Below are 19,713 nucleotides of genomic sequence, written 5' to 3' on the forward strand. Positions count from 1 at the left end.
ACTTTCCCTGCCACGCACCGAGGTTTCTTAAGCCCTCATGCCTGCCGAAATCCGCACGGCCCGCCCGTCCGACGTCGATGACCTTGCCGCCATCGAAAACGCCGTCTTTCCCACCGACCGCATCTCGCGCCGCTCGTTCAGGCAATTGATCGAGCGCGAAACCGCCGAAACGCTGATCGCCGAGAGCGACGGCAAGGTCGCTGGCTATGCGATCATCCTGTTTCGCAAGGGCAGCGGCGTGGCGCGGCTCTATTCCATCGCGACAGGACCGGGGCGGGAAGGGCAGGGCATTGGCCGCCTGCTTCTCGATACGGCTGAGGACGTCGCCTTCGAGCATGATCGCATGATGCTGCGGCTGGAAGTGCGCGAGGACAACGCCCGCGCCATCCGCATCTACGAACAGTCCGGTTACCGTCGGATCGGGCGCGAGACAGATTACTACGAGGACGGCACGCCAGCGTTGCGTTACGAAAAGACGCTGCGTGGCCATGTGCCGGTTGCCACCTCGGTGCCCTTCTACGAGCAGACCTGCGATTTCACTTGCGGGCCTTGCTGCCTGATGATGGCGATGGCGAATTTCGACGGCACTTTTCGGCCCGATCCGGTGATGGAAGTGCGCCTGTGGCGCGAGGCGACCACCGTCTTCATGATGTCGGGTCCGGGCGGTTGCGAGCCGTTCGGCTTGGCGGTGGCGGCCTTCGAATACGGACTTTCCGCTGAGGTCTTCGTCTCCTTCGACGGACCGCTTTTCCTGCAATCGGTGCGCAGCACCGAGAAACGCCGGGTCATGCAACTGGCGCAGATCGACTTCCAGCGCCGTGCGGGCGAATACAACATTCCCGTGCGCTACAACGCCTTTTCGATCGACGACATTCGCACCGCGATCGCCGCCGGCAAGCTGGTTGTCGTTCTGGTCAGCGGCTTCCTGATGTTCGGTAAGAAAGTTCCGCACTGGGTTCTGGCGATCGGCGACGACGGTGACCATATCCTGATCCATGACCCGTGGGTCGAGGACGAGCGGGAAGAAACCGAGTCGGACGCTGCCAACATTCCCGTGCCTTACGACATCTTCATCAACATGGCGCAGTTCGGACGCGACGGGCTGCGCGCTGCCATCATCCTTGGAGCGCGTGACAGACAATGACCTGGGTCATCCTCACCGGCAGGCAGAACGACATCGACCAGGTGGCCACGCCGCACAAGATCATCACCAGCCGCGATTATCTGGCGCACCCGGGCCTCTTCCGCGGGCAGCGCCCGAAGGTCATCAACCTCTCCAACCGATATGACTACCAGAGCCGTGGTTATTATGCCTCGCTGCTCGCCAGCTCGCGTGGCCACAAGGTCATCCCGACCGTCGAGACGATGATCGACCTGTCCGAACGCAAGCTCTACGAGCATGCGCTGCCGGAACTGGAACTGGCCCTGAACAAGTGCCGCAAGGATCTTGGTGGCGCCTTTCCAGCCAAGATGCACGTCTTCTTCGGCATCGGCCCGAGCAAGGCCTGGGACCGTTTCGCCAAGCTTCTGTTCGACTGGTTCCGGGCGCCGGCACTCGAGGTAGCCATCACCGATGGCGGCGAGTGGGCCTCGATCCGCAAGATCGGTTTCTACCCGCTTGCGCGCATGACGGAAGACGAGGAGAAGCGCTTCCTCGAATGCCTGGATGTCTACACCGGCCGCGAATGGCGCGACACCAAGGCGCGCACGCCGGCGCGCTATACTTTCGCGACGCTGGTCGATCCGCACGAGCAACTGCCGCCTTCGGCAATCTCGTCACTGCGTTATTGGGCGAAGACCGCTGAGAAGATGGGCGTCGAGGTCGAGCCGATCACCAAGAAGGATCTGGCCAGGGTCGCCAACTACGACGCACTGTTTATCCGCGAGACGACCTCGATTTCGAACCATACCTATCGTTTCGCCCGCCGTGCCCAGCAGGAAGGCATGCCGGTGATCGACGACCCGCTGTCGATGATCCGCTGCACCAACAAGGTCTATCTGAACGAGCTGATGGCGTTCAACGATGTGCCGGTGCCGCTGACGGTGATGATCGCCGGTTCGTCCGACCTGGAAGTCGCCGCCGATACGCTTGGCTTTCCGCTGGTCTTGAAGATCCCGGACAGCGCGTTCTCGCGCGGTGTCAAGAAATGCAAGGATTTCGGCGAGTTGAAGAAACTGGCGACGGAGTGGCTGGAGGATTCCGACCTGCTCGTCGCGCAAAAATTCATTCCGACCGATTATGACTGGCGCATCGGCGTGCTCGGCGGCGAGCCGCTGTTTGCCGTTCAATATCTGATGGCCAAGCAGCACTGGCAGATCGTCAACCACGACCGTGCCGGCAAGCCGGACGAAGGCGGTTTCAAGACCTTCACCTTGAAGGATGCGCCGGCCCATGCCGTGCAAACGGCTGTCAAGGCGGCCCGCTGTATTGGCGACGGCCTCTACGGCGTCGATCTCAAGGAGACCAAGGACGGCGTTTTCGTCATCGAGGTCAACGACAACCCTAATCTCGACCACGGCTGTGAGGATACCGGCGAGAAGGACGAGGTCTGGGTGCGTCTGACGCAATGGTTCCTCGACCGCCTGGAGCGGAACGGAAAATAGCTGGCGGCTGGCCTGATACCGGCCGCCGCAGGCACCGCTAGCCGGGTTCAGGCAGGAGGGCGATTTATGCAGTTCGTCGTTATCGAGGATTTTCGCGGCGGCGATCCCAAGGCGATCTATCGCCGTTTCCGTGACAAGGGCCGGCTCGCCCCCGAGGGCTTCGTCGTCCATCACAGCTGGGTTGCCGCCGACATGAGCCGCTGCTTCATGTTGGTGGAGGCCGACGACGTGACGCTGGTCCAGCGCTGGGTCGTCGAATGGGCTGACCTTGTCGGTTTCGAAATTGTGCCGGTGGCGACCAGCAAGGATACGGTGGTCGGGCTCAGCCCCCATCTCTGACGCTGTAAGCCGCCACCGCGAAGTCAGGGCCTCAATCCAGCATCGAAGCGCCCGCGGGCGGCATCGAGATCGTCCGAATATCGCTCCGCCCACAGATCGAGGGTGATCAACGCCTCGCTGAGCGACGCGCCAAGCTTGCTCAGGCTGTATTCGACATGCGGCGGCACGGTCTGCATGTCTCGCCTGATCACCAGCCCGTTGCGCTCCAGATCCTTCAGCGTCTGCGTCAGCATCTTTTGCGAGATGCCGCCGATCTTGCGCAAGAGCGCGCTGTTGCGCATCGGGCCCGCCGACAAGGCGGGCAGGATCAGCATCGCCCATTTTGAAGCGATGAGCTCCAGCGCAAGCCGCGCGGAACAGGCGGAATCATAGACGTTGGGAGCAGCCATCGAAAAACCTATAGGCACCAAAAGGTGCGTAATTGCACTTTGGTTCCCATTAACACAAATCAGCCTTCGTCTGAACATCAAAGGAGGCCGGAATGGCTTGGTTTCTTCTTCTGCTCGCCAGCGTAGTCGAGATCGCGATGGGCGTCTCGCTGAAATACGCCGAAGGCTGGACGCGTTTCTGGCCGAGCGTTGGCGGCCTGTTCTTCGCTTTGCTCAGCGTTTTCATTCTCACCTTTGCCATGCGGCATCTGCCAGCCGGCACAGCCTATGCGATCTGGACCGGCATCGGCGCGATCGGCATCGCCACACTTGGCATCGTGCTGTTCGGCGATCCGGCCACTCCGCTGAGGCTCGGCTGTATTGCGCTGATCATCGTCGGTGTTGTTGGCCTGCGCCTCGTCGAAGGCTGAGGCAAATTCAGCGCAAGGCGCTTTCGATCTTCTGGAAGCGCGCCATGAACGCCTTTTCGACCTGCTTCGCCGGTTTCGGCGTCAGGTCGAACTGATCGGCGGAAAACCCGCGCGGGCGGCCGAAAAACTCGGCCGCTTCGGCTAGGTCGAAGCCGGCCAAAGCCGTAGCCTCGAAATAGGCAGCGATCTGGTCGGCGCGCTTGATGTCCTTCTTCACACCTTGCGCGGTCGCCGCCGGCAGCCCGAAGCGCAGATGGATGGCGTGCTGCAGGCGTTCCTCGCAGGATTTATAGCCGCCGCCGACCACTGATTTGAACGGCGATATCATGTCGCCGATCACATATTCGGGGGCATCGTGCAGCAGCGCCGTCAGTTGTGCCGTCGGCGAGGCGGCGGGTACGATCTGGCGGAAGATCTCCTCCACCAGGATCGAATGCTGGGCCACCGAAAAAGCGTGGTCCCCCGAAGTCTGGCCATTCCAGCGGGCGACGCGGGCAAGCCCGTGCGCGATGTCGCCAAGCTCGATGTCGAGCGGCGAGGGATCGAGCAGGTCAAGGCGCCGCCCCGACAGCATGCGCTGCCAGGCACGCGACGGGGCGCCGACGCGGTCCGCCATCAGGCGTCTTCCGAGCCGGCGGTTTCCGGGAAGGTGAAGCGCGCCCAACCGGGAATGGCAAGCGACAGGGTAACGCCGCCGGCGCTGATTTCCTGGCCGGCATCCATCGCCGTCTTGACGCGGTCGATGCGGGCGATCGCAAGACCATGCATGCCGGAGACCGAGCCGAGCGTCCCGACCGGGCGGCCGTCGACCGTCAACTCCGTACCCGGAGCGGGTAGGGGAGAATCGGCCTCGACCAGCAACACGCGCCGGCGCGCCGTACCGCGATGCTGCATGCGGGAAACCACTTCCTGGCCGATGAAACAGCCCTTCTTGAAGCCGATGCCGTCCAATTGATCGAGCAGCACGTCATGTGGGAAGGCGTCGTTCAGCGCATAGTCGTCGCCACTTTCCGCAACACCATGCGAAAGGCGGAAGGCATGCCAGTCGGCTTCAGTGGCATCGGGTGTGGGCAATGGCGCGTCGTAGAAGCGGAAGACGCGAGCGCCGAAGCGGGTGTCGCGAGCGCCCTTGCTTGAATCAACGCTTGAAGCAGCGGAATCACTTTGCGAAGCGTTTGAATCAGATCGCCATGAAACGGCAACAACGGTTTGATCCTGCTTGGAAATATCGGCCTTGGCGCGCAGGCGATAGAACATCAGGCGGCGCACGAAATCGTCAGCGATATCGGCGCGGCATTCCAGCCGGAACGCGGTTTCGCCGGCACGGGAGACCAGGAAATCGAACAGGATCTTGCCCTGCGGCGCCAGCAATGCGCCCGGTTTGGCTTCCGCGTTGCCCAGCCCGTCGAGATCGACGGTCAGGATGTTTTGCAGGAAGTGTTCGGCATCGGGGCCTGAAACGGAGACAAGGGCGCGGTCGGCGAGAAAGGTTGTCGGCATGGGCCTGATCTTGCAATTCGGAGAGCCATTACGTAAGCCGCAGGCAATTCCCACACAAGGGCCGGAGCGGATGGCAGCGATCTACGACCTCATCCTCAAGGGCGGCACGGTCGTCAATCATGACGGCATCGGCCTGCGCGACATCGGCGTCAAGGATGGCAGGATCGCCTCGATCGGCGATCTGGGTGCGGCGTCGGCCGGCCAGACCATCGATTGCCATGGCCTGCATGTGCTGCCCGGAGTGGTCGACAGCCAGGTGCATTTCCGCGAGCCGGGTCTCGAGCACAAGGAAGACCTGGAGACGGGTTCCCGCGCGGCGGTGCTGGGTGGCGTCACGGCCGTGTTCGAGATGCCGAACACCAATCCGCTGACCACCAGCGAAGCGGCGCTGGCCGACAAGATCAAGCGCGCGACGGGCCGCATGCATTGCGACTTCGCTTTCTGGGTTGGCGGCACCCGCGACAATGCCGGCGAGGTCGCCGAATTGGAGCGGCTGCCGGGCGCTGCCGGCATCAAGGTGTTCATGGGTTCTTCCACCGGTGATCTGCTGGTCGAGGACGACGAGGGCGTCGCCTCGATCCTGCGCAACACGCGCCGTCGCGCAGCGTTCCACTCAGAAGATGAATTCCGGCTGCGCGAACGTCTCGGCCTGCGCGTCGAGAACGACCCGTCTTCGCACCCCATCTGGCGCGATGAGATCGCCGCACTTCAATGTACCGAGCGGCTGGTGCGGATCGCGCGCCAAACGCGTGCGCGCATCCATGTGCTGCACATCTCGACGGCCGAGGAGATCGCCTTTCTCCAACAGCACAAGGATGTCGCTACCTGCGAAGCGACCCCGCATCATCTGACCATGAGCGCGGACGATTATGCCCGCCTCGGCACGCTGCTGCAGATGAACCCGCCGGTGCGGGCCGCCCGTCATCGTGACGGCATCTGGCACGGTATCGGTCAGGGCGTTGTCGACGTACTGGGTTCCGATCACGCGCCGCATACGCTGGCCGAGAAGGCAAAACCCTATCCGGCTTCTCCATCCGGCATGACCGGCGTGCAGACCCTGGTGCCGATCATGCTGGACCATGTGAACGCCGGTCGCCTGACCCTGGAGCGTTTTGTCGATCTCTCCAGCCATGGCCCGAACCGCATCTTCGGCATGGCGCGCAAGGGCCGCATCGCCGCCGGCTACGATGCCGACTTCACCGTCGTAGACATGAAGCGCAGGCAAACCATAACCAACGCCCAGGCCGGCTCGCGTGCCGGCTGGACGCCTTATGATGGCAAGCAGGTAACCGGCTGGCCGGTCGGCACCATCATCCGGGGAAGTCGCGTCATGTGGGAAGGCGACATCGCCACGCCTTCGCAGGGCAGGGCGGTGGAATTCTCCGAAGCGGTGATTGGATGACGGTGTTTTCCACTCCGCAAAGAGGCGCGGCCCCTTTCGCTGGGTGGTTCAGACAGCCTGCGTTCATGTTGGATCAGTAAGATTTCCGTCATCGTCCGCATGGACATTACGGAGACGACCCAATGAGCCTTTCCAAACTCGCGACTGCCGGTGCGGTATTGATGACGCTTGCCGTCACCGCCTGCTCGCAGACCGCGCAGCAACAGCGGGCGACCGGTGGCGCAGCACTTGGTGCGGCCGGTGGCGCTTTGGTCGGTCAGGCGATCGGCGGCAACACGGAAAGCACCCTGATCGGTGCCGGTGCCGGCGCGCTGCTCGGCGCGGTTTTAGCAACGTCCGGCGGACCGCAGCCGCGCGATCAGGAGATGTGCCGCTATCAGGACCGTTATGGCCGCATCTTCACCGCGCCTTGCGACGAGCGCTACTACCGTCGCGGCTACTAGAAACAGGCCGCTAAGGGCTTTCTTTCCCGCTCACCGCGCGAATGGGCGCGGTCTCAATCGCCCGCGACGAAGAATGTCCAGCGCCCCTGCGGCGTGATGCCGACGCGGTAGAAGATGTAAGTGCCGAACTGCTTCATGTCCTCGTAGTCGCCGGCGGTGACGATCTTGAACAGCTCGACCCTTTGGCGGGCGTCCAGCTTGGCCAGCGGATAGGCGAAGAAATAAGGCCAGACATAAAGTTCCTGCGGCGTACCCGGGTCGAGACGCACATAACCCGCGTCGAGAACTTCCTGCAGGATGGCGAGGATTTCCTGGCCTTCGGTATCGCCGGACAGCCCCTTCAGGAAGGTGACCGGGTCGCCCTCGATGTCGGTCAGCGACAGTTGCGTGATTGTATCGCCGCTGCCGATCAGCGGGCGAAGCTTTTCGATGTCGCCGCTCTTGCAGGCTTCCACGATGAGATCGCGCATGCGACGCACGGGCTCGGGTAATTTGGAAAGGTCGTATTCAACCGGCGGCAATGGCGCGGCGGGGTCGACCTGCGGTCTGGCAAGGTTGCCGCCACCCTCATTGGGTTTGGCTGGTTCAACCTGCTCCGGCTCATCTTGGCCGGGTGGCGTAGGCTTGTTGGCCGGCGGTATGCGCTGGATCGGGTCCGGCAGTGGCACGGCGCCCGGCTTCGCATTGTCCGGGGCTGCTTGCGGCTTGGCGGGCTGCTGAACGTCGTCGTGCTTGATTTCGCTGAGCGCGGCGGCGGGACGGACAGTGGTCACCCACACCGGCGGCAGCGTCAATGCGAGCAGGCCAACCCCGAACGCCAGGCCACGAGGTCTGTCGAAGGAAGAAATTCTCACCGGCCGCCTCTCCATGCTGCCGGGCAACAGCCCGGTCGGTATGCCGCTTCGTAGCGGGAGGCAGTCCCGCTATTCAGCGCCAGGCGTCAGGATCAGTGCCTTACTTGGTCGGGCCCAAACGCCCCGGCAATCACCTTTTCACGCATCCTGTCGAGCAGGGCAAGGGCCGCTGTCTCTCCATTGGCTCGCAGCATCTCGCAAAAAGCGGTCTCAAGCGCCGCCTCAGCGATGATGTCGGCCTCGATGCCGGCCGAAAGACCTTCGGCCCAGGCCTCGTTGTGACTTTCGACTGCCGTCAGGCGCTTTTCTTCCCTGACGAGGGCGTCGATATCGCTGACTGTGTGTTCCATACGCAACTACCACCCTTTTCAAGCGGTGATCCGTCAAATGAGGATCAAACTCGAACCGTCCCTTTAATGTCCCGTTAAGTTTCCTAGCACAGCACTGTGATGCTGTGCTGCCACAATGGTGAAAAAGTTAACAGCTTGCTAATTGCCGTAGCGCGAGGCGATGTCGCGCGACAGCGTTTCGCCTTCCTTCATGTAGCGGCTGATGGCTTCGCTGGCCGAGGCGGTGCACTGCGTATAGGTGCTGCCGAACGAGCGATAGCCTCGGTTGAAGGCGGCGATGAAGCGTGCGCGACGTTCCGGAGCGGGATTCTCCGAGGTCAGCAGCTTTTCCATCTCGGTCCGCCACTGGTCGCTCTTTTCGCCGCACAGATTGCGCAGGAAATGCAACGACCCGAGAACCTCGGCCAGCCGCATCAGGCCTGGCTCGAACGGAGCCTCGGCGGCAGTGGCAGGCCGCGCCGGGGAGCCGACGGCAAGGACCAGACCAAGGACAAGAAGGGCGAAGGCGCGAACCATAACGCTTTGTGGACAAACAATCTGTCGCCTGCAAGGCGCCTTCAGGCGTCGCCCAAAGGCTTTTTCAGTGGTGAGAGCAGATCGCGGGCAACCGAGAAGACCGAACCGGCCAGAGGCATCGTCTCCATCTCCGCCAGCGTGTAGAACGCAGCGGTCTCTGCATCGTCGGCGGCCTGCGCCTCGCCACCGATATAGCCTGCTCCGAAAACCGTGAGGAGATAGTCGGCCGGATGACTTTCGACCGAGCCGTCGATGAAAATCTCGATCAGGGGACGAAAATCAGCGGCCACGAGGCCGGTCTCCTCGAGAAGTTCCCGTTTTGCCGCCGTCTCCAACGCCTCACCGGCCTCCACCTTTCCTCCGGGGAAGGCGTAGACGCCCTGGGAGGGCGGCTTTGCCCGCTTGACCAGCAGCACACGGTCACCGCGCACGACTGCCACGGATACCGATGGTATGGGTTGCTTCTTGGTCATGACATTCGGCCTCTGGCAGGCTTCCTTGCGGTTCGCGATCAAAGCCTTGGCTGTGGATCGCGGTACCGGATCGAGCTTTAGCGGTTGCGGCGGCGTGGTTCCACCACCACCTTCAGGGCCAGACATCAAAGAGATTGCACCATGTGTGGACGTTTCGCCTTGACCGCGACGCCGGACCAGACGGCGACATTTCTGGGCGTTGACGAGATCGAACCGTTTCCGGCGCGTTACAACATCGCGCCCACCCAGCCGGTGCTGATGACATTGGCCGGCGCGCCGCGCGATCCGGGCTCAAATCGCTCAGACCGAACCGCTGTTCTGGTTCGCTGGGGACTGATCCCGGCCTGGGTCAAGGATACGCGCGACTTTCCGCTTCTGCTCAACGCCCGCTCGGAAAGTGCAGCCGAGAAAGCCTCGTTTCGCGCGGCGATGCGCCATCGTCGCGCCTTGGTGCCTGCCAGCGGCTTCTATGAATGGCGGCAGACCGGCGGCAGGAAAGGGCAGGCCTATTGGATAAGGCCGGCCCATGGCGGGCTGGTCGCCTTCGCCGGATTGATGGAGACCTATGCGGAGCCGGGCGGCTCGGAAATGGACACCGGCGCCATCATGACGACCGCCGCCAACACCGACATTGCCCATATCCACGATCGCATGCCGGTCGTGATCCATCCCGGCGATTTTTCGCGTTGGCTGGATTGCCGTGGCCAGGAACCACGTGACGTGGCTGATCTTCTGAGGCCCGCCGAGCCTGGCTTCTTCGAGGCGATTCCGGTCTCGGATCTCGTCAACAAGGTCGCCAATACCGGGCCGGAGATTCAGGAGAGATTCGTCGCCTCGTCCGAGGGCGATGCGCCGCAACAAAAGGCTGCCAAGCCCGGACGCAAAAAGCCGGGCGACGATACGGATCAGATGTCGCTGTTCTAGTCTTTGTGGATGCGCCGGCCGTGTCGGCGCGCATCGACCTGCACCGCCAGGCCGGTCAGTCGATCAGGCCGCGCGCGGCGAGGTAATCTTGTGCGCGGGCTTCTTGCTCTTCGGTGTGTGGAGCAGGGCGGCCGCGATGGCCGCCGGGCCTATGGCCCGATATTGACTGGCGAGCGCTGGTTGTTTGGCGCGACTGGCTTCTTGCTTGCTGCGTGGCATTTCGACTTCCCCAAGGTCAAGTTCACGTTGATGACGCTGCAAATGATGGCCGATTCCGACCAAATCGTGACGCCTTTCAAAGGAACAGGCGGATACTATAGCACTGAACCCACATGTTTAACAAAAGGTTGTTCGGCTACATGGTCTGTCATCAACCTGGCCTGAACCGGAAAGTTGCGACTTGACGGCAACACGGCCGGGCGCGATAAAGCCGCGCATGAAAACGTCATTCGCCATTTGTGGCATTTGCATTATTGGCTAGCGCACGCGCTGGTCCGGACGTTTTCGCCTCAATTTTCTCCCTGAGTAGACGAACGCCCCGGCCAGCAGGCTGGGTTTGAATTGCGCCTATGCGCGGCGGCCTGGATAGGCCGGGAAGGGGATGAATGTCTGAGGGTTCGAAGGGCCTGCGCCTCTACAATACGATGACCAGGACGAAGGAGGATTTTGTCCCCATCGACCCAACCAATGTGCGCATGTATGTCTGCGGCCCGACCGTCTACGACTTCGCCCATATCGGCAACGCCAGGCCGGTGATCGTCTTCGACGTGCTGTTCAGGCTGCTTCGGCACGTCTATGGCGCCGACCGCGTCACCTATGTCCGCAACATCACCGACCTGGACGACAAGATCAACGCGCGCGCGCTGCGTGATTTCGGTAGCGACATCGCGACCGGAAAGCTGTCGCTCAACGAGGCGATCCGTAAGGTGACCGAAAAGACGGCAAACCAGTTTCACAAGGATGTCGCCACGCTCGGTTGCTTGCCGCCGACCTTCGAGCCGCGCGCGACGGACTTCGTCCAGCCCCGATCAGACGGCAGGACCGACATGATCGGCTTGATTCAATCTCTCATCGAACGCGGCCATGCCTATGAAGCCGCAGGCGAAGTCCTGTTCGATACGGCCTCCATGGTCGACTACGGCCAGCTTTCTAAACGCCCGCTCGACGAACAGCAGGCCGGCGTGCGCATCGCCGTGGACGCGCATAAGAAGAATCCCGGCGATTTCGTCTTGTGGAAACTCTCCTCGCCGGAAGAGCCCGGCTGGGATTCGCCCTGGGGTCGGGGCCGGCCGGGCTGGCATATCGAGTGCTCGGCGATGAGCGCGGCCTATCTTGGCGAAGTCTTCGACATTCACGGTGGCGGTCTCGACCTGATCTTCCCGCACCATGAAAACGAGAACGCGCAGTCGCGTTGCGCCCACGGCACCGATGGGATGGCCAAGGTGTGGATGCACAATGGCTTCCTGCAGGTCGAGGGTCAGAAGATGTCCAAGAGCCTGGGCAACTTCTATTCCATCAACGAATTGCTGGAGACCGAAACTTTCGGCGGCCGCAAATGGCCGGGCGAGGTGCTGCGCCTCGCCATGCTGATGACACATTATCGCGAGCCGATCGATTTTTCGGTGCGCAAACTGGAAGAGGCTGAAAACACGCTTCGCAAATGGAAGCGCGCGGCTGATCTGGCAACCGGCGATAGCGGCCGGCTTCCCGAGGCGGTTGTCGAGGCGCTGTCCGACGATCTCGCTACCTACCCGGCCTTCCAGGTTCTGACGCAGCTTGCCGCCGAAGCATCGGAAGGAAACGAGGCTGCGGCCGGTCTCAAGACGGCACTTCAGTTCCTCGGTTTCAATCTTGCCACGGCGACCATTGACGAACAGGCGGTTTCGAACACCATTGCCGAACGTCTCGCTTTCATTGCCGCCAAGAACTGGGCCGAGGCTGACCGCGTCCGTGACGCATTGCTGGCGCAAGGCATTCAGTTGAAGGATGGCAAGGACCCGGCGACGGGTGAACGCGTAACGACCTGGGAGGTGAAGAGATGATCGATCATACCGGCATTTCCGTCGTCGATTTCGAAGCGGCCAAGACCTTCTACGACAAGGCGATGGCGCCGCTGGGCGCCTCGCTGCTCTACATGGTGCCTATCGAATATACGGGTGGCGAGAAGGTCGGTGGCTATGGCCGTGATCGACCGGTGTTCTGGCTGCATGAGGCGAAAGTGCCCGGACCTGGCCGACACTATGCCTTCGGTGCGACCAGCCGCGCCGACGTGGACGCTTTCCACAAGGCTGCTCTTGCGGCCGGCGGCAAGGACAATGGTGGTCCGGGCCTGCGCCCGCACTATCACGAGCACTATTATGCGGCCTTTGTCTTCGATCCGGACGGCAACAACATCGAAGCCGTCTGCCACAGGCCGGGATAAGACGATGAGCCTCGACAACAGACCTGTGTATGCGGGCGGCTGCCAATGCGGCGCGGTGCGCTTTCGCGTCGAAGGCGTGCTCGGCGACGCTTCGATCTGCCACTGCCGCATGTGTCAGAAGGCGAGCGGCAATTTTTATCAGCCGCTGGTTTCCGTCGGCGGCGCCAGGCTGACCTGGACACGGGTCGAGCCGAAGCACTTCCAGTCTTCGAATTTCGCCCGCCGCGGCTTTTGCCCGGAATGCGGCACACCTTTGACCTTCGAGGCACCGGACGGCATCGCGCTTGCAATCGCTGCCTTCGATCACCCGGAAGAAATCCCGCCGACCATCCAATGGGGCATCGAGGCGAAACTTCCCTATGTCGATACCATCCCGTCCCTGCCGGGCGGGGTGACCGAGGACGATCCCGAATCTTTGCCCTTCGTCACGTCGATGGTTTCTTACCAGCATCCCGATCACGATACTGAAACCTGGCCTCCGGAGAACAGATCATGACAGAGACGATCAGGACTGGTGGGTGCCAGTGCGGGGCGGTGCGGTTCCGTGTTCGCGGCAAATTGGGCCACGCCTCCATCTGCCATTGCCGCATGTGCCAGAAGCAGTTCGGTTCGTTTTTCGGCGCCTTCGTCACCGTGCCCATCGACGGCGTCGAATGGGTGCACGAGGAACCGACCTATTTCCAGTCGTCGGTGAACATCGCACGCGGCTTCTGCAAGCGCTGCGGCACGCCGATGACCTACAAGCAACCCGACGGTCTGGAAATCTCGATCGGCAGTTTCGACGACCGCAGCGATCTCGCGCCAGTGCACCAGGTCAACTACCCGGCGCGGCTGCCGTGGGTGGAGAAGATATTCGAGGCGCCCATCCATAAGAATCCGGACTATTACGCGCGGCAGGAGCAGATCATCTCCTTCCAGCATCCGGACCAGGAAACCGACAATTGGCCGCATAGCGGACTGAAACTGTGATTTTGGAGCTGTGATCTTGGACTTGCGTACACTTTATCCGGAGATCGAACCGTTCGAGACCGGCATGCTCGATGTCGGCGACGGCCACACCGTCTATTGGGAGCGCGCCGGCACCAAGGGTGCCAAGCCTGCGGTCTTCCTGCACGGTGGTCCGGGCGGGACTATTTCGCCCAAGCATCGCCGGCTGTTCGACCCGAAGCTCTACGATATCCTGCTGTTCGACCAGCGTGGCTGCGGCAAGTCCACGCCCAATGCCTCGCTTGATGCCAACACCACCTGGGATCTGGTCGCCGACATGGAGCGGCTGCGCGAGATGGCCGGCTTCGACAAATGGCTGGTTTTCGGTGGCTCCTGGGGCTCTACCTTGGCGCTCGCTTATGCCGAAACGCACCCCGACCGCGTCAGCGAACTGGTCGTGCGCGGCATCTACACGCTGACCCGCGCCGAGTTGGAATGGTATTATCAGTCCGGCGTGTCGGAAATGTTCCCCGACAAGTGGGAACGGTTCGTCGCGCCGATCCCGGTCGAGGAGCGCGGCGACATGATGGCCGCCTACCGCAAGCGGCTGGTTGGCAGCGACCGGCAAAAGCAGGTCGAGGCGGCCAGGGCCTGGAGCCTGTGGGAAGGCGAGACGATCACACTGCTGCCGGACCCCGAAACCAGCGGCAAGTTCGGCGAGGACGATTTCGCCATCGCCTTCGCGCGCATCGAGAACCACTATTTCGTCCATGCCGGTTGGCTGGAAGAAGGCCAGCTCCTGCGCGATGCGCACAAGCTGAAGGACATTCCCGGCACCATCGTCCATGGCCGCTACGACATGCCGTGCCCTGCGCGATATGCCTGGGCGCTGCACAAGGCCTGGCCGAAGGCCGATTTCCACCTCATCGAGGGCGCTGGCCACGCCTATTCGGAGCCGGGCATCCTCGATCGCCTGATCCGCGCGACGGACAAATACGCCGGTAAATGACCATGCAACGCGATCGCCTCTATCTCTTCGACACGACTTTGCGCGACGGCCAGCAGACGCCGGGCATCGACTTTTCTGTCGAGGACAAGATTGCGATCGCCGGCATGCTGGATGAATTCGGCATGGATTATGTCGAGGGCGGTTATCCCGGCGCTAACCCGACCGACACGGAGTTTTTCGCGAAAAAACGCACCGCGCGGTCAAAATTCGTCGCTTTCGGCATGACCAAGCGCGCCGGCGTTTCCGTGTCGAACGATCCGGGTCTGGCTGCTTTGATCCAGGCGAAGTCGGACGCCATCTGCTTTGTCGCCAAGAGCTGGGACTACCATGTCCGTGTCGCGCTCGGCTGCACCAATGAGGAGAATCTCGATTCGATCCGCGTTTCGGTGGCCGCGGCGGTGGCGGCCGGCAAGGAAGCGATGGTCGATTGCGAGCATTTCTTCGATGGCTACAAGGCCAACCCCGACTACGCGCTGGCCTGCGCGCGGACGGCTTACGAAGCCGGCGCGCGCTGGGTGGTTTTGTGCGACACCAATGGCGGCACACAGCCTTCGGAGGTGCGCGCCATCGTCGAACAAGTGATCAGTGCCGGCATTCCTGGCGATCACCTCGGCATTCATGCCCATGACGACACCGGCCAGGCGGTTGCCAATTCTCTGGCGGCGGTCGAGGCCGGCGTGCGCCAGATCCAGGGCACGCTGAACGGCATCGGCGAGCGCTGCGGCAACGCCAATCTGGTTTCGGTGATCCCGACGCTGATGCTGAAGCCGGCCTTCAGCGACCGCTTCGAAACAGGCATATCGGCCGAGCAATTGACGGGCATTTCGCGCCTATCGCGCGCCTTCGACGAATTGCTGAACCGAGCGCCGGAAGCGCAAGCGCCTTATGTCGGCGCTTCGGCTTTTGCCACGAAGGCGGGAATTCATGCCTCGGCCCTGGTCAAGGAACCGCAGACTTATGAACACGTGCCGCCGGAAAAAATCGGCAACCGCCGGCGGGTTATGGTCTCCGATCAGGGCGGCAAGGCGAATTTTCTCGCCGAACTGAAGCGGCGCGGCATCGATGTGCCCAAGGACGACGCACGCCTCGACGCGCTTATTTCCGTGGTCAAGGAGCGCGAGGCCGAGGGCTATGCCTATGAAGGCGCCGACGCCAGCTTCGAACTTTTGGCGCGCAAGATGCTGACTGGCCTGCCGGAATTCTTCGCCGTCACCTCCTTCCGCTGCATGGTCGAGCGGCGGTTCGACGCGAACGGCCAGTTGCGGACTGTGTCGGAAGCCATCGTGAAGGTGATGGTGGACGGCGAGGAGAAGATGTCGGTGGCCGAAGGCCATGGCCCGGTCAATGCGCTCGACCTCGCCTTGCGCAAGGATCTTGGCAAGTATCAGAACGAGATCGGCGATCTCGAACTGGCGGATTTCAAGGTGCGTATCCTGAATGGCGGCACCGAGGCGATCACTCGCGTGCTGATCGAATCGCATGATTCCACCGGCGCGCGCTGGTGGACGGTCGGCGTATCGGAAAACATCATCGACGCGTCCTTCCAGGCGCTGATGGATTCCATCATCTACAAGCTGATGAAGAACCGCGAGATGGCCGGGCTGGTGGCCGCGGAATAGAACCTCGAGGTGGCCTTAGGCAGTTCCGCGCGAAGATCGCCGGACTGCTCTGTTCCGTGCAATCCATCAGTGAAAATCTATGACCCATCAGAAATAGTTGATGGTCTTGGCTTGCTCTCTGGCGCATAGGGTTGGGCCATGACGAGCCAGACTGTGCCAATCCAAGCCGATTCCGACGCCCGCCGTGGCTTTGTGCTGGCGCTTTGCGCCTACCTGCTGTGGGGGCTGTTGCCTTTCTACATGAAGGCGGTGGCGCATCTGCCGCTGGCCGAGGTCATTGCGCACCGCATCATCTGGTCGGTGCCGATTGCGGCCGCCGTGCTGATCTGGCTCGGCCGCACCGCCGATTTCAAGGCGGCGTTGCGCTCACCACGCATGCTGGCCATGGCGGCGCTGACCGCTGCCCTGATCACGGTGAATTGGAGCATCTATGTTTGGGCCATCGCCGTCGACCGCACGGTCGAGACGGCGCTGGGCTACTACATCAACCCGCTTGTCAATGTCGTGGTCGGGGCTTTGCTGCTTGGCGAGCGCCTGACCAAGTTGCAGATGGTGGCGGTGGCTTTGGCGGCTGTCGCGGTCATCGTGCTCACCGTGGAAAGCGGCAAGCTGCCATGGGTCTCATTGGCCCTGGCTTTCTCGTTCGCCGCCTATGGGTTTTTCCGCAAGACGCTGCCCATCGGTCCGAGCCAGGGGTTCCTGCTTGAAGTGCTGCTGCTGTCGGTCCCAGCGCTGGGTTATGCCGTCTGGCTCGCTTCGACGGGGCAAGGGCATTTCGCAACCGGCAACAGCACGGATACGCTTCTTTTGATGGGAAGCGGGTTGGTTACGGCCGTGCCTTTGCTGCTGTTTGCCTTCGGCGCTCGTCTGCTGCGTCTGTCGACCATCGGCATCATGCAATATATCGCGCCGACCATCGTGTTCCTGATTGCCGTCTTCATTTTCGGCGAACCGTTCAACACGGTGAACGCAATTGCCTTCGGGTTGATCTGGGCGGCGCTGGCAATCTATTCCTGGTCGATGCTGACGGCGAGCAGGCAGCGCTGAGCAGGCAGCGCAGGCACCTACATCTTGTCGATGACCGAAGACACGCCGCCCGTCGGCGCATCGACGCTGGCGCCGGTGGCAAGAATGGTCGCGACCACCGCCTCAGGATCGTCCACCACCAGCGGCTTCACATTGTGGGCGGTATGGATGAAGCCTTCGCTGGTCATGTGGTCGATCAGCGCCAGCATCGGGTTCCAGAAACCCTTGACGTTGACGAACACCATCGGCTTGCGGTGATGGCCGAGCTGCGCCCAGGTCATGATCTCGACGATTTCCTCGACCGTGCCGATGCCGCCCGGCAAGGCGACGAAGGCGTCCGATTCCTCGAACATCCTGTGCTTGCGCTGGTGCATGTTTTCGGTGACGACCACTTCATGCAGCCGGTCGAGGGCACTTTCGGTCGCTTCCCGGTTCATCAGAAAGCGTGGGATGATGCCCATCACCTGGCCGCCGGCCCGCATCGCGCCATCGGCAACGGCGCCCATGACGCCCTTGGTGCCGCCACCATAGACAAGGCGCAGGCCTGAACGCGCGAGCGAGTGGCCAAGCAGACGTCCGGCCTCGACATAGATGCCGTCACGGCCCGGAGAGGAGCCGCAATACACGCACACGGATCGAATCGTATTCATGGTTCGATTGGTGATGCCGTCCATCATCGCGGTCAAGTCTGGAAGCGGGCTTTTTCTTGTCGGATTCGGCAAAAGCAGCTAGACCGTTGATAGGTGGCTAAGGGGGCAGAACGAATATGGCTACGGCGCTTGTCAGAGCATTGCTTTTTGCTGCCGGTGGTTCAGCCGCCGTTGCGGGCGTCGCCTATGTCTCAGGGGCACTCGACCCCTTCCTGAAACCGGCCCCGCCGGCACAGGTCGCGGCCGTGGCACCCGCCGCGCCGGCGACGCCGCAGCCTTCGGAACAGCAGGCACCAGCGCAGCAGCAGGCGGCCGCGACACCAGCGGCCGAAAAGCCGGCTGAGACGAAACCGGCGGTCGCCGGACCGGTCGCTCCCACCTTCGATGTGGTGCGCGTGGAGGGCAATGGCTCGGTGGTCATTGCCGGCAATGCCGCCGCCAACGCCAAGGTTGATGTCGTCCAGGGAACGACGGTGCTCGGTTCGGCAACGGCCGGGCCGGACGGTGCCTTCGCGATCGTGCTCGAAAACCCGCTCAAGCCCGGCAATTACCAACTGCAGCTGCATGCGACCGCGCCTTCCAATACGGTCGCAACCTCGGCGCAGACTGCGGTCGTCTCCATCCCCGAAAAGCCCAACGGACAAGTCCTTGCCATGGTCGAGGAACCGGGCAAGGCGGCAACGCTGCTTTCGGTTCCGAAGCCAGAGGAGAAGGCTGGCGCCGAAACAGCGGCAGCTCCCGCGGCAACCGCTCCCGCGGCCGAACAGCCTGCGGCGGCCGCGCAGCCCGCGGCACAGGCGACGGCATCGGCTGAACCTGCCAAGCCGGCCGAACCGGGTTCGCCCGCAGTGTCCCCTGAGGTGTCCAAGGTCGTGGTCGAGGCCGTCGAGATCGACGGTGGCAAGGTTTTCGTCGCTGGCACGGCGGATCCCGGCCGCAAGGTGCGGGCCTATGCCAATGACATGCTGCTCGGCGAAGCCCTGACCTCGCCCAAGGGTCAGTTCCTTGTCGAAGCGACGCGCGATCTGCCCGTCGGCAACTACACGGTGCGTGTCGACGCGCTCGATGCCGACGGCACCAAGGTGGTCGCCCGCGCTGCTGTTCCCTTCCAGCGCGAGCCGGGGGAGGCGGTCGCCGCCGTTGCACCGGCGCCGGCCGAAACAAAGGCACCGGAGACTGCTGCTGCTGGCAGCACCGCGGCAAAACTCGAGCAGGTCGACCACGCGGTCATCATTCGCCGCGGCGATTCGCTGTGGCGCATTTCGCGCCGGGTCTACGGCCACGGCATGCGCTACTCGACGATCTATCTGGCCAATCAGGAGCAAATCCGCGATCCGGACCGCATCTGGCCGGGCCAGGTCTTCAAGCTGCCGCAGAAGTCGAAAGAAGGCGAAACCGCCGACATGAACACGCTCGGCGACCAAATGACGACCGCGAAATAGAACCTCATTCGCCCATTCGGCTAGGTTGCGCAAAATAGGTTCATCGTCTATCGACGATGAACCATGCAAACATCGCTTTCACAGACATGCGGGGCGGGGCATCTCGCCGACACTCGGGCCGTCGCGGCAAAGCTTGCTGCGCTGGCGCATCCGGCGCGCATTGAAATCCTGAAGCGCCTTTCCGCCAGCAATTCCTGCTGCTGCGGCGAAGTGGTGGATCATCTCGATCTCGCGCAATCCACAGTCTCGCAACATCTGAAAATACTGGTCGAAGCCGGGCTGGTTCGCTTTACGCCGGACCGGCAACGCTCGCGCTACGCGGTTGATCATCAAGCGCTCGCCAGCGTCTCGGCTTCGCTCTCCGCCCTGGTCGAGACCTGCTGTCAGACCGGTTGAACCAAATAACAAGGCAAG

25 protein-coding genes are annotated in these 19,713 nt (G+C 62.4%); 17 read left to right on the top strand and 8 right to left on the bottom strand.

Annotated features, from left to right (window positions below):
- Positions 1–37 precede the first annotated feature (37 nt).
- The 3 genes from AB4136_RS09315 to AB4136_RS09325 all read left to right on the top strand — a co-directional run bounded on the left by AB4136_RS09315 (position 38) and on the right by AB4136_RS09325 (position 2,943).
- On the top strand, positions 38–1,144 hold the full coding sequence (locus tag AB4136_RS09315) for a peptidase C39 family protein (RefSeq protein ID WP_024923922.1): 1,107 nt from the start codon (positions 38–40) through the stop codon (positions 1,142–1,144).
- Positions 1,141–2,604, top strand: a complete 1,464-nt coding sequence (locus AB4136_RS09320) for a RimK family protein (protein WP_024923921.1) — start codon at positions 1,141–1,143, stop codon at positions 2,602–2,604. The genes AB4136_RS09315 and AB4136_RS09320 overlap by 4 nt, the downstream gene beginning before the upstream one ends.
- 66 nt (positions 2,605–2,670) lie before the next feature.
- Positions 2,671–2,943, top strand: a complete 273-nt coding sequence (locus AB4136_RS09325) for a DUF3303 domain-containing protein (RefSeq protein WP_024923920.1) — start codon at positions 2,671–2,673, stop codon at positions 2,941–2,943.
- 23 nt (positions 2,944–2,966) lie between these two features.
- Here the strand turns inward: AB4136_RS09325 and AB4136_RS09330 are convergent, their stop codons facing one another.
- Entirely contained in the window at positions 2,967–3,332 is a 366-nt protein-coding gene (locus AB4136_RS09330; RefSeq protein ID WP_036253907.1) for a winged helix-turn-helix transcriptional regulator, read from the bottom strand.
- 92 nt (positions 3,333–3,424) lie between these two features.
- On the opposite strand from AB4136_RS09330, the gene AB4136_RS09335 reads away from it, so the two are divergent.
- Positions 3,425–3,742, top strand: a complete 318-nt coding sequence (locus tag AB4136_RS09335) for a DMT family transporter (protein ID WP_024923918.1) — start codon at positions 3,425–3,427, stop codon at positions 3,740–3,742.
- Between the two features lie 7 nt (positions 3,743–3,749).
- Here the strand turns inward: AB4136_RS09335 and AB4136_RS09340 are convergent, their stop codons facing one another.
- Both AB4136_RS09340 and ygfZ read right to left on the bottom strand, forming a co-directional pair.
- Positions 3,750–4,361, bottom strand: coding sequence for an HD family hydrolase (locus tag AB4136_RS09340; RefSeq protein ID WP_024923917.1), 612 nt, complete (start codon positions 4,359–4,361; stop codon positions 3,750–3,752).
- Positions 4,358–5,242 carry a CAF17-like 4Fe-4S cluster assembly/insertion protein YgfZ gene (gene ygfZ, locus AB4136_RS09345; RefSeq protein WP_024923916.1) on the bottom strand — a complete coding sequence of 295 codons (885 nt, stop codon included), beginning with the start codon at positions 5,240–5,242 and terminating at the stop codon, positions 4,358–4,360. The genes AB4136_RS09340 and ygfZ overlap by 4 nt, the downstream gene beginning before the upstream one ends.
- Positions 5,243–5,312: 70 nt before the next feature.
- Between ygfZ and AB4136_RS09350 the strand changes: the two genes are divergently transcribed.
- Positions 5,313–6,644 (top strand): dihydroorotase, encoded by a 1,332-nt coding sequence (locus AB4136_RS09350; protein ID WP_024923915.1) that lies wholly within the window; start codon positions 5,313–5,315, stop codon positions 6,642–6,644.
- Positions 6,645–6,766: 122 nt separating this feature from the next.
- Positions 6,767–7,087, top strand: a complete 321-nt coding sequence (locus AB4136_RS09355) for a YMGG-like glycine zipper-containing protein (protein WP_024923914.1) — start codon at positions 6,767–6,769, stop codon at positions 7,085–7,087.
- 53 nt (positions 7,088–7,140) lie between these two features.
- Here AB4136_RS09355 and AB4136_RS09360 read toward each other — a convergent pair whose 3' ends face one another.
- From AB4136_RS09360 to AB4136_RS09375, 4 genes are all read right to left on the bottom strand, one after another.
- Positions 7,141–7,941, bottom strand: coding sequence for a hypothetical protein (locus tag AB4136_RS09360; protein WP_024923913.1), 801 nt, complete (start codon positions 7,939–7,941; stop codon positions 7,141–7,143).
- 92 nt (positions 7,942–8,033) lie between these two features.
- The gene (locus AB4136_RS09365) at positions 8,034–8,291 is read right to left on the bottom strand and encodes a hypothetical protein (protein WP_024923912.1); all 258 of its coding nucleotides are present in this window, start codon (positions 8,289–8,291) and stop codon (positions 8,034–8,036) included.
- Positions 8,292–8,429: 138 nt separating this feature from the next.
- Positions 8,430–8,807, bottom strand: a complete 378-nt coding sequence (locus AB4136_RS09370; protein WP_024923911.1) for a TIGR02301 family protein — start codon at positions 8,805–8,807, stop codon at positions 8,430–8,432.
- Positions 8,808–8,848: 41 nt separating this feature from the next.
- Positions 8,849–9,280 (bottom strand): NUDIX hydrolase, encoded by a 432-nt coding sequence (locus AB4136_RS09375; protein ID WP_024923910.1) that lies wholly within the window; start codon positions 9,278–9,280, stop codon positions 8,849–8,851.
- 141 nt (positions 9,281–9,421) lie between these two features.
- On the opposite strand from AB4136_RS09375, the gene AB4136_RS09380 reads away from it, so the two are divergent.
- From AB4136_RS09380 to rarD, 9 genes are all read left to right on the top strand, one after another.
- Positions 9,422–10,204: an SOS response-associated peptidase gene (locus AB4136_RS09380; RefSeq protein ID WP_024923909.1), complete on the top strand. Its 783-nt coding sequence runs from the start codon at positions 9,422–9,424 to the stop codon at positions 10,202–10,204.
- A gap of 90 nt (positions 10,205–10,294) precedes the next feature.
- The gene (locus AB4136_RS09385) at positions 10,295–10,588 is read left to right on the top strand and encodes a hypothetical protein (RefSeq protein ID WP_162531497.1); all 294 of its coding nucleotides are present in this window, start codon (positions 10,295–10,297) and stop codon (positions 10,586–10,588) included.
- A 221-nt stretch (positions 10,589–10,809) separates the two neighbouring features.
- Positions 10,810–12,246 (top strand): cysteine--tRNA ligase, encoded by a 1,437-nt coding sequence (cysS, locus tag AB4136_RS09390; protein ID WP_024923908.1) that lies wholly within the window; start codon positions 10,810–10,812, stop codon positions 12,244–12,246.
- Positions 12,243–12,626, top strand: coding sequence for a VOC family protein (locus AB4136_RS09395; RefSeq protein WP_024923907.1), 384 nt, complete (start codon positions 12,243–12,245; stop codon positions 12,624–12,626). Before cysS ends, AB4136_RS09395 begins: the two co-directional genes overlap by 4 nt.
- Positions 12,627–12,630: 4 nt before the next feature.
- A complete protein-coding gene (locus AB4136_RS09400; RefSeq protein ID WP_024923906.1) occupies positions 12,631–13,122 on the top strand; it encodes a GFA family protein in 492 nt (163 codons plus the stop codon).
- The gene (locus AB4136_RS09405; RefSeq protein ID WP_024923905.1) at positions 13,119–13,595 is read left to right on the top strand and encodes a GFA family protein; all 477 of its coding nucleotides are present in this window, start codon (positions 13,119–13,121) and stop codon (positions 13,593–13,595) included. Before AB4136_RS09400 ends, AB4136_RS09405 begins: the two co-directional genes overlap by 4 nt.
- Before the next feature lie 16 nt (positions 13,596–13,611).
- The gene (gene pip, locus AB4136_RS09410; RefSeq protein ID WP_024923904.1) at positions 13,612–14,562 is read left to right on the top strand and encodes a prolyl aminopeptidase; all 951 of its coding nucleotides are present in this window, start codon (positions 13,612–13,614) and stop codon (positions 14,560–14,562) included.
- A complete protein-coding gene (gene cimA, locus AB4136_RS09415; protein WP_171021053.1) occupies positions 14,559–16,181 on the top strand; it encodes a citramalate synthase in 1,623 nt (540 codons plus the stop codon). Before pip ends, cimA begins: the two co-directional genes overlap by 4 nt.
- Before the next feature lie 138 nt (positions 16,182–16,319).
- The gene (rarD, locus tag AB4136_RS09420) at positions 16,320–17,228 is read left to right on the top strand and encodes an EamA family transporter RarD (RefSeq protein WP_024923902.1); all 909 of its coding nucleotides are present in this window, start codon (positions 16,320–16,322) and stop codon (positions 17,226–17,228) included.
- A gap of 17 nt (positions 17,229–17,245) precedes the next feature.
- On the opposite strand, the gene AB4136_RS09425 is transcribed toward rarD, so the two are convergent.
- Positions 17,246–17,857, bottom strand: coding sequence for a TIGR00730 family Rossman fold protein (locus AB4136_RS09425; RefSeq protein ID WP_024923901.1), 612 nt, complete (start codon positions 17,855–17,857; stop codon positions 17,246–17,248).
- A 116-nt stretch (positions 17,858–17,973) separates the two neighbouring features.
- Between AB4136_RS09425 and AB4136_RS09430 the strand changes: the two genes are divergently transcribed.
- Together AB4136_RS09430 and AB4136_RS09435 are read left to right on the top strand one after the other, a co-directional pair.
- Complete coding sequence (locus tag AB4136_RS09430; RefSeq protein ID WP_024923900.1) at positions 17,974–19,299, top strand: LysM peptidoglycan-binding domain-containing protein; 1,326 nt, start codon at positions 17,974–17,976, stop codon at positions 19,297–19,299.
- A 63-nt stretch (positions 19,300–19,362) separates the two neighbouring features.
- On the top strand, positions 19,363–19,695 hold the full coding sequence (locus AB4136_RS09435; RefSeq protein ID WP_024923899.1) for an ArsR/SmtB family transcription factor: 333 nt from the start codon (positions 19,363–19,365) through the stop codon (positions 19,693–19,695).
- Positions 19,696–19,713 lie beyond the last annotated feature (18 nt).

This window comes from Mesorhizobium sp. 2RAF21 (assembly GCF_052115345.1).
GTDB lineage: Bacteria > Pseudomonadota > Alphaproteobacteria > Rhizobiales > Rhizobiaceae > Mesorhizobium > Mesorhizobium terrae.

Excerpts from the sequence above, each read along its gene's own strand:
- AB4136_RS09370 (WP_024923911.1), bottom strand. The coding sequence starts at position 8,807 with ATGGTTCGCGCCTTCGCCCTTCTTGTCCTTGGTCTGGTCCTTGCCGTC.
- AB4136_RS09335 (WP_024923918.1), top strand. The coding sequence starts at position 3,425 with ATGGCTTGGTTTCTTCTTCTGCTCGCCAGCGTAGTCGAGATCGCGATG.
- AB4136_RS09330 (WP_036253907.1), bottom strand. The coding sequence starts at position 3,332 with ATGGCTGCTCCCAACGTCTATGATTCCGCCTGTTCCGCGCGGCTTGCG.
- AB4136_RS09430 (WP_024923900.1), top strand. The coding sequence starts at position 17,974 with ATGGCTACGGCGCTTGTCAGAGCATTGCTTTTTGCTGCCGGTGGTTCA.
- AB4136_RS09380 (WP_024923909.1), top strand. The coding sequence starts at position 9,422 with ATGTGTGGACGTTTCGCCTTGACCGCGACGCCGGACCAGACGGCGACA.
- AB4136_RS09320 (WP_024923921.1), top strand. The coding sequence starts at position 1,141 with ATGACCTGGGTCATCCTCACCGGCAGGCAGAACGACATCGACCAGGTG.
- AB4136_RS09355 (WP_024923914.1), top strand. The coding sequence starts at position 6,767 with ATGAGCCTTTCCAAACTCGCGACTGCCGGTGCGGTATTGATGACGCTT.
- ygfZ (WP_024923916.1), bottom strand. The coding sequence starts at position 5,242 with ATGCCGACAACCTTTCTCGCCGACCGCGCCCTTGTCTCCGTTTCAGGC.
- AB4136_RS09315 (WP_024923922.1), top strand. The coding sequence starts at position 38 with ATGCCTGCCGAAATCCGCACGGCCCGCCCGTCCGACGTCGATGACCTT.
- AB4136_RS09375 (WP_024923910.1), bottom strand. The coding sequence starts at position 9,280 with ATGACCAAGAAGCAACCCATACCATCGGTATCCGTGGCAGTCGTGCGC.
- cysS (WP_024923908.1), top strand. The coding sequence starts at position 10,810 with ATGTCTGAGGGTTCGAAGGGCCTGCGCCTCTACAATACGATGACCAGG.
- cimA (WP_171021053.1), top strand. The coding sequence starts at position 14,559 with ATGACCATGCAACGCGATCGCCTCTATCTCTTCGACACGACTTTGCGC.
- AB4136_RS09395 (WP_024923907.1), top strand. The coding sequence starts at position 12,243 with ATGATCGATCATACCGGCATTTCCGTCGTCGATTTCGAAGCGGCCAAG.
- AB4136_RS09365 (WP_024923912.1), bottom strand. The coding sequence starts at position 8,291 with ATGGAACACACAGTCAGCGATATCGACGCCCTCGTCAGGGAAGAAAAG.
- AB4136_RS09400 (WP_024923906.1), top strand. The coding sequence starts at position 12,631 with ATGAGCCTCGACAACAGACCTGTGTATGCGGGCGGCTGCCAATGCGGC.
- AB4136_RS09425 (WP_024923901.1), bottom strand. The coding sequence starts at position 17,857 with ATGAATACGATTCGATCCGTGTGCGTGTATTGCGGCTCCTCTCCGGGC.
- AB4136_RS09435 (WP_024923899.1), top strand. The coding sequence starts at position 19,363 with ATGCAAACATCGCTTTCACAGACATGCGGGGCGGGGCATCTCGCCGAC.
- AB4136_RS09405 (WP_024923905.1), top strand. The coding sequence starts at position 13,119 with ATGACAGAGACGATCAGGACTGGTGGGTGCCAGTGCGGGGCGGTGCGG.
- rarD (WP_024923902.1), top strand. The coding sequence starts at position 16,320 with ATGACGAGCCAGACTGTGCCAATCCAAGCCGATTCCGACGCCCGCCGT.
- AB4136_RS09325 (WP_024923920.1), top strand. The coding sequence starts at position 2,671 with ATGCAGTTCGTCGTTATCGAGGATTTTCGCGGCGGCGATCCCAAGGCG.
- AB4136_RS09350 (WP_024923915.1), top strand. The coding sequence starts at position 5,313 with ATGGCAGCGATCTACGACCTCATCCTCAAGGGCGGCACGGTCGTCAAT.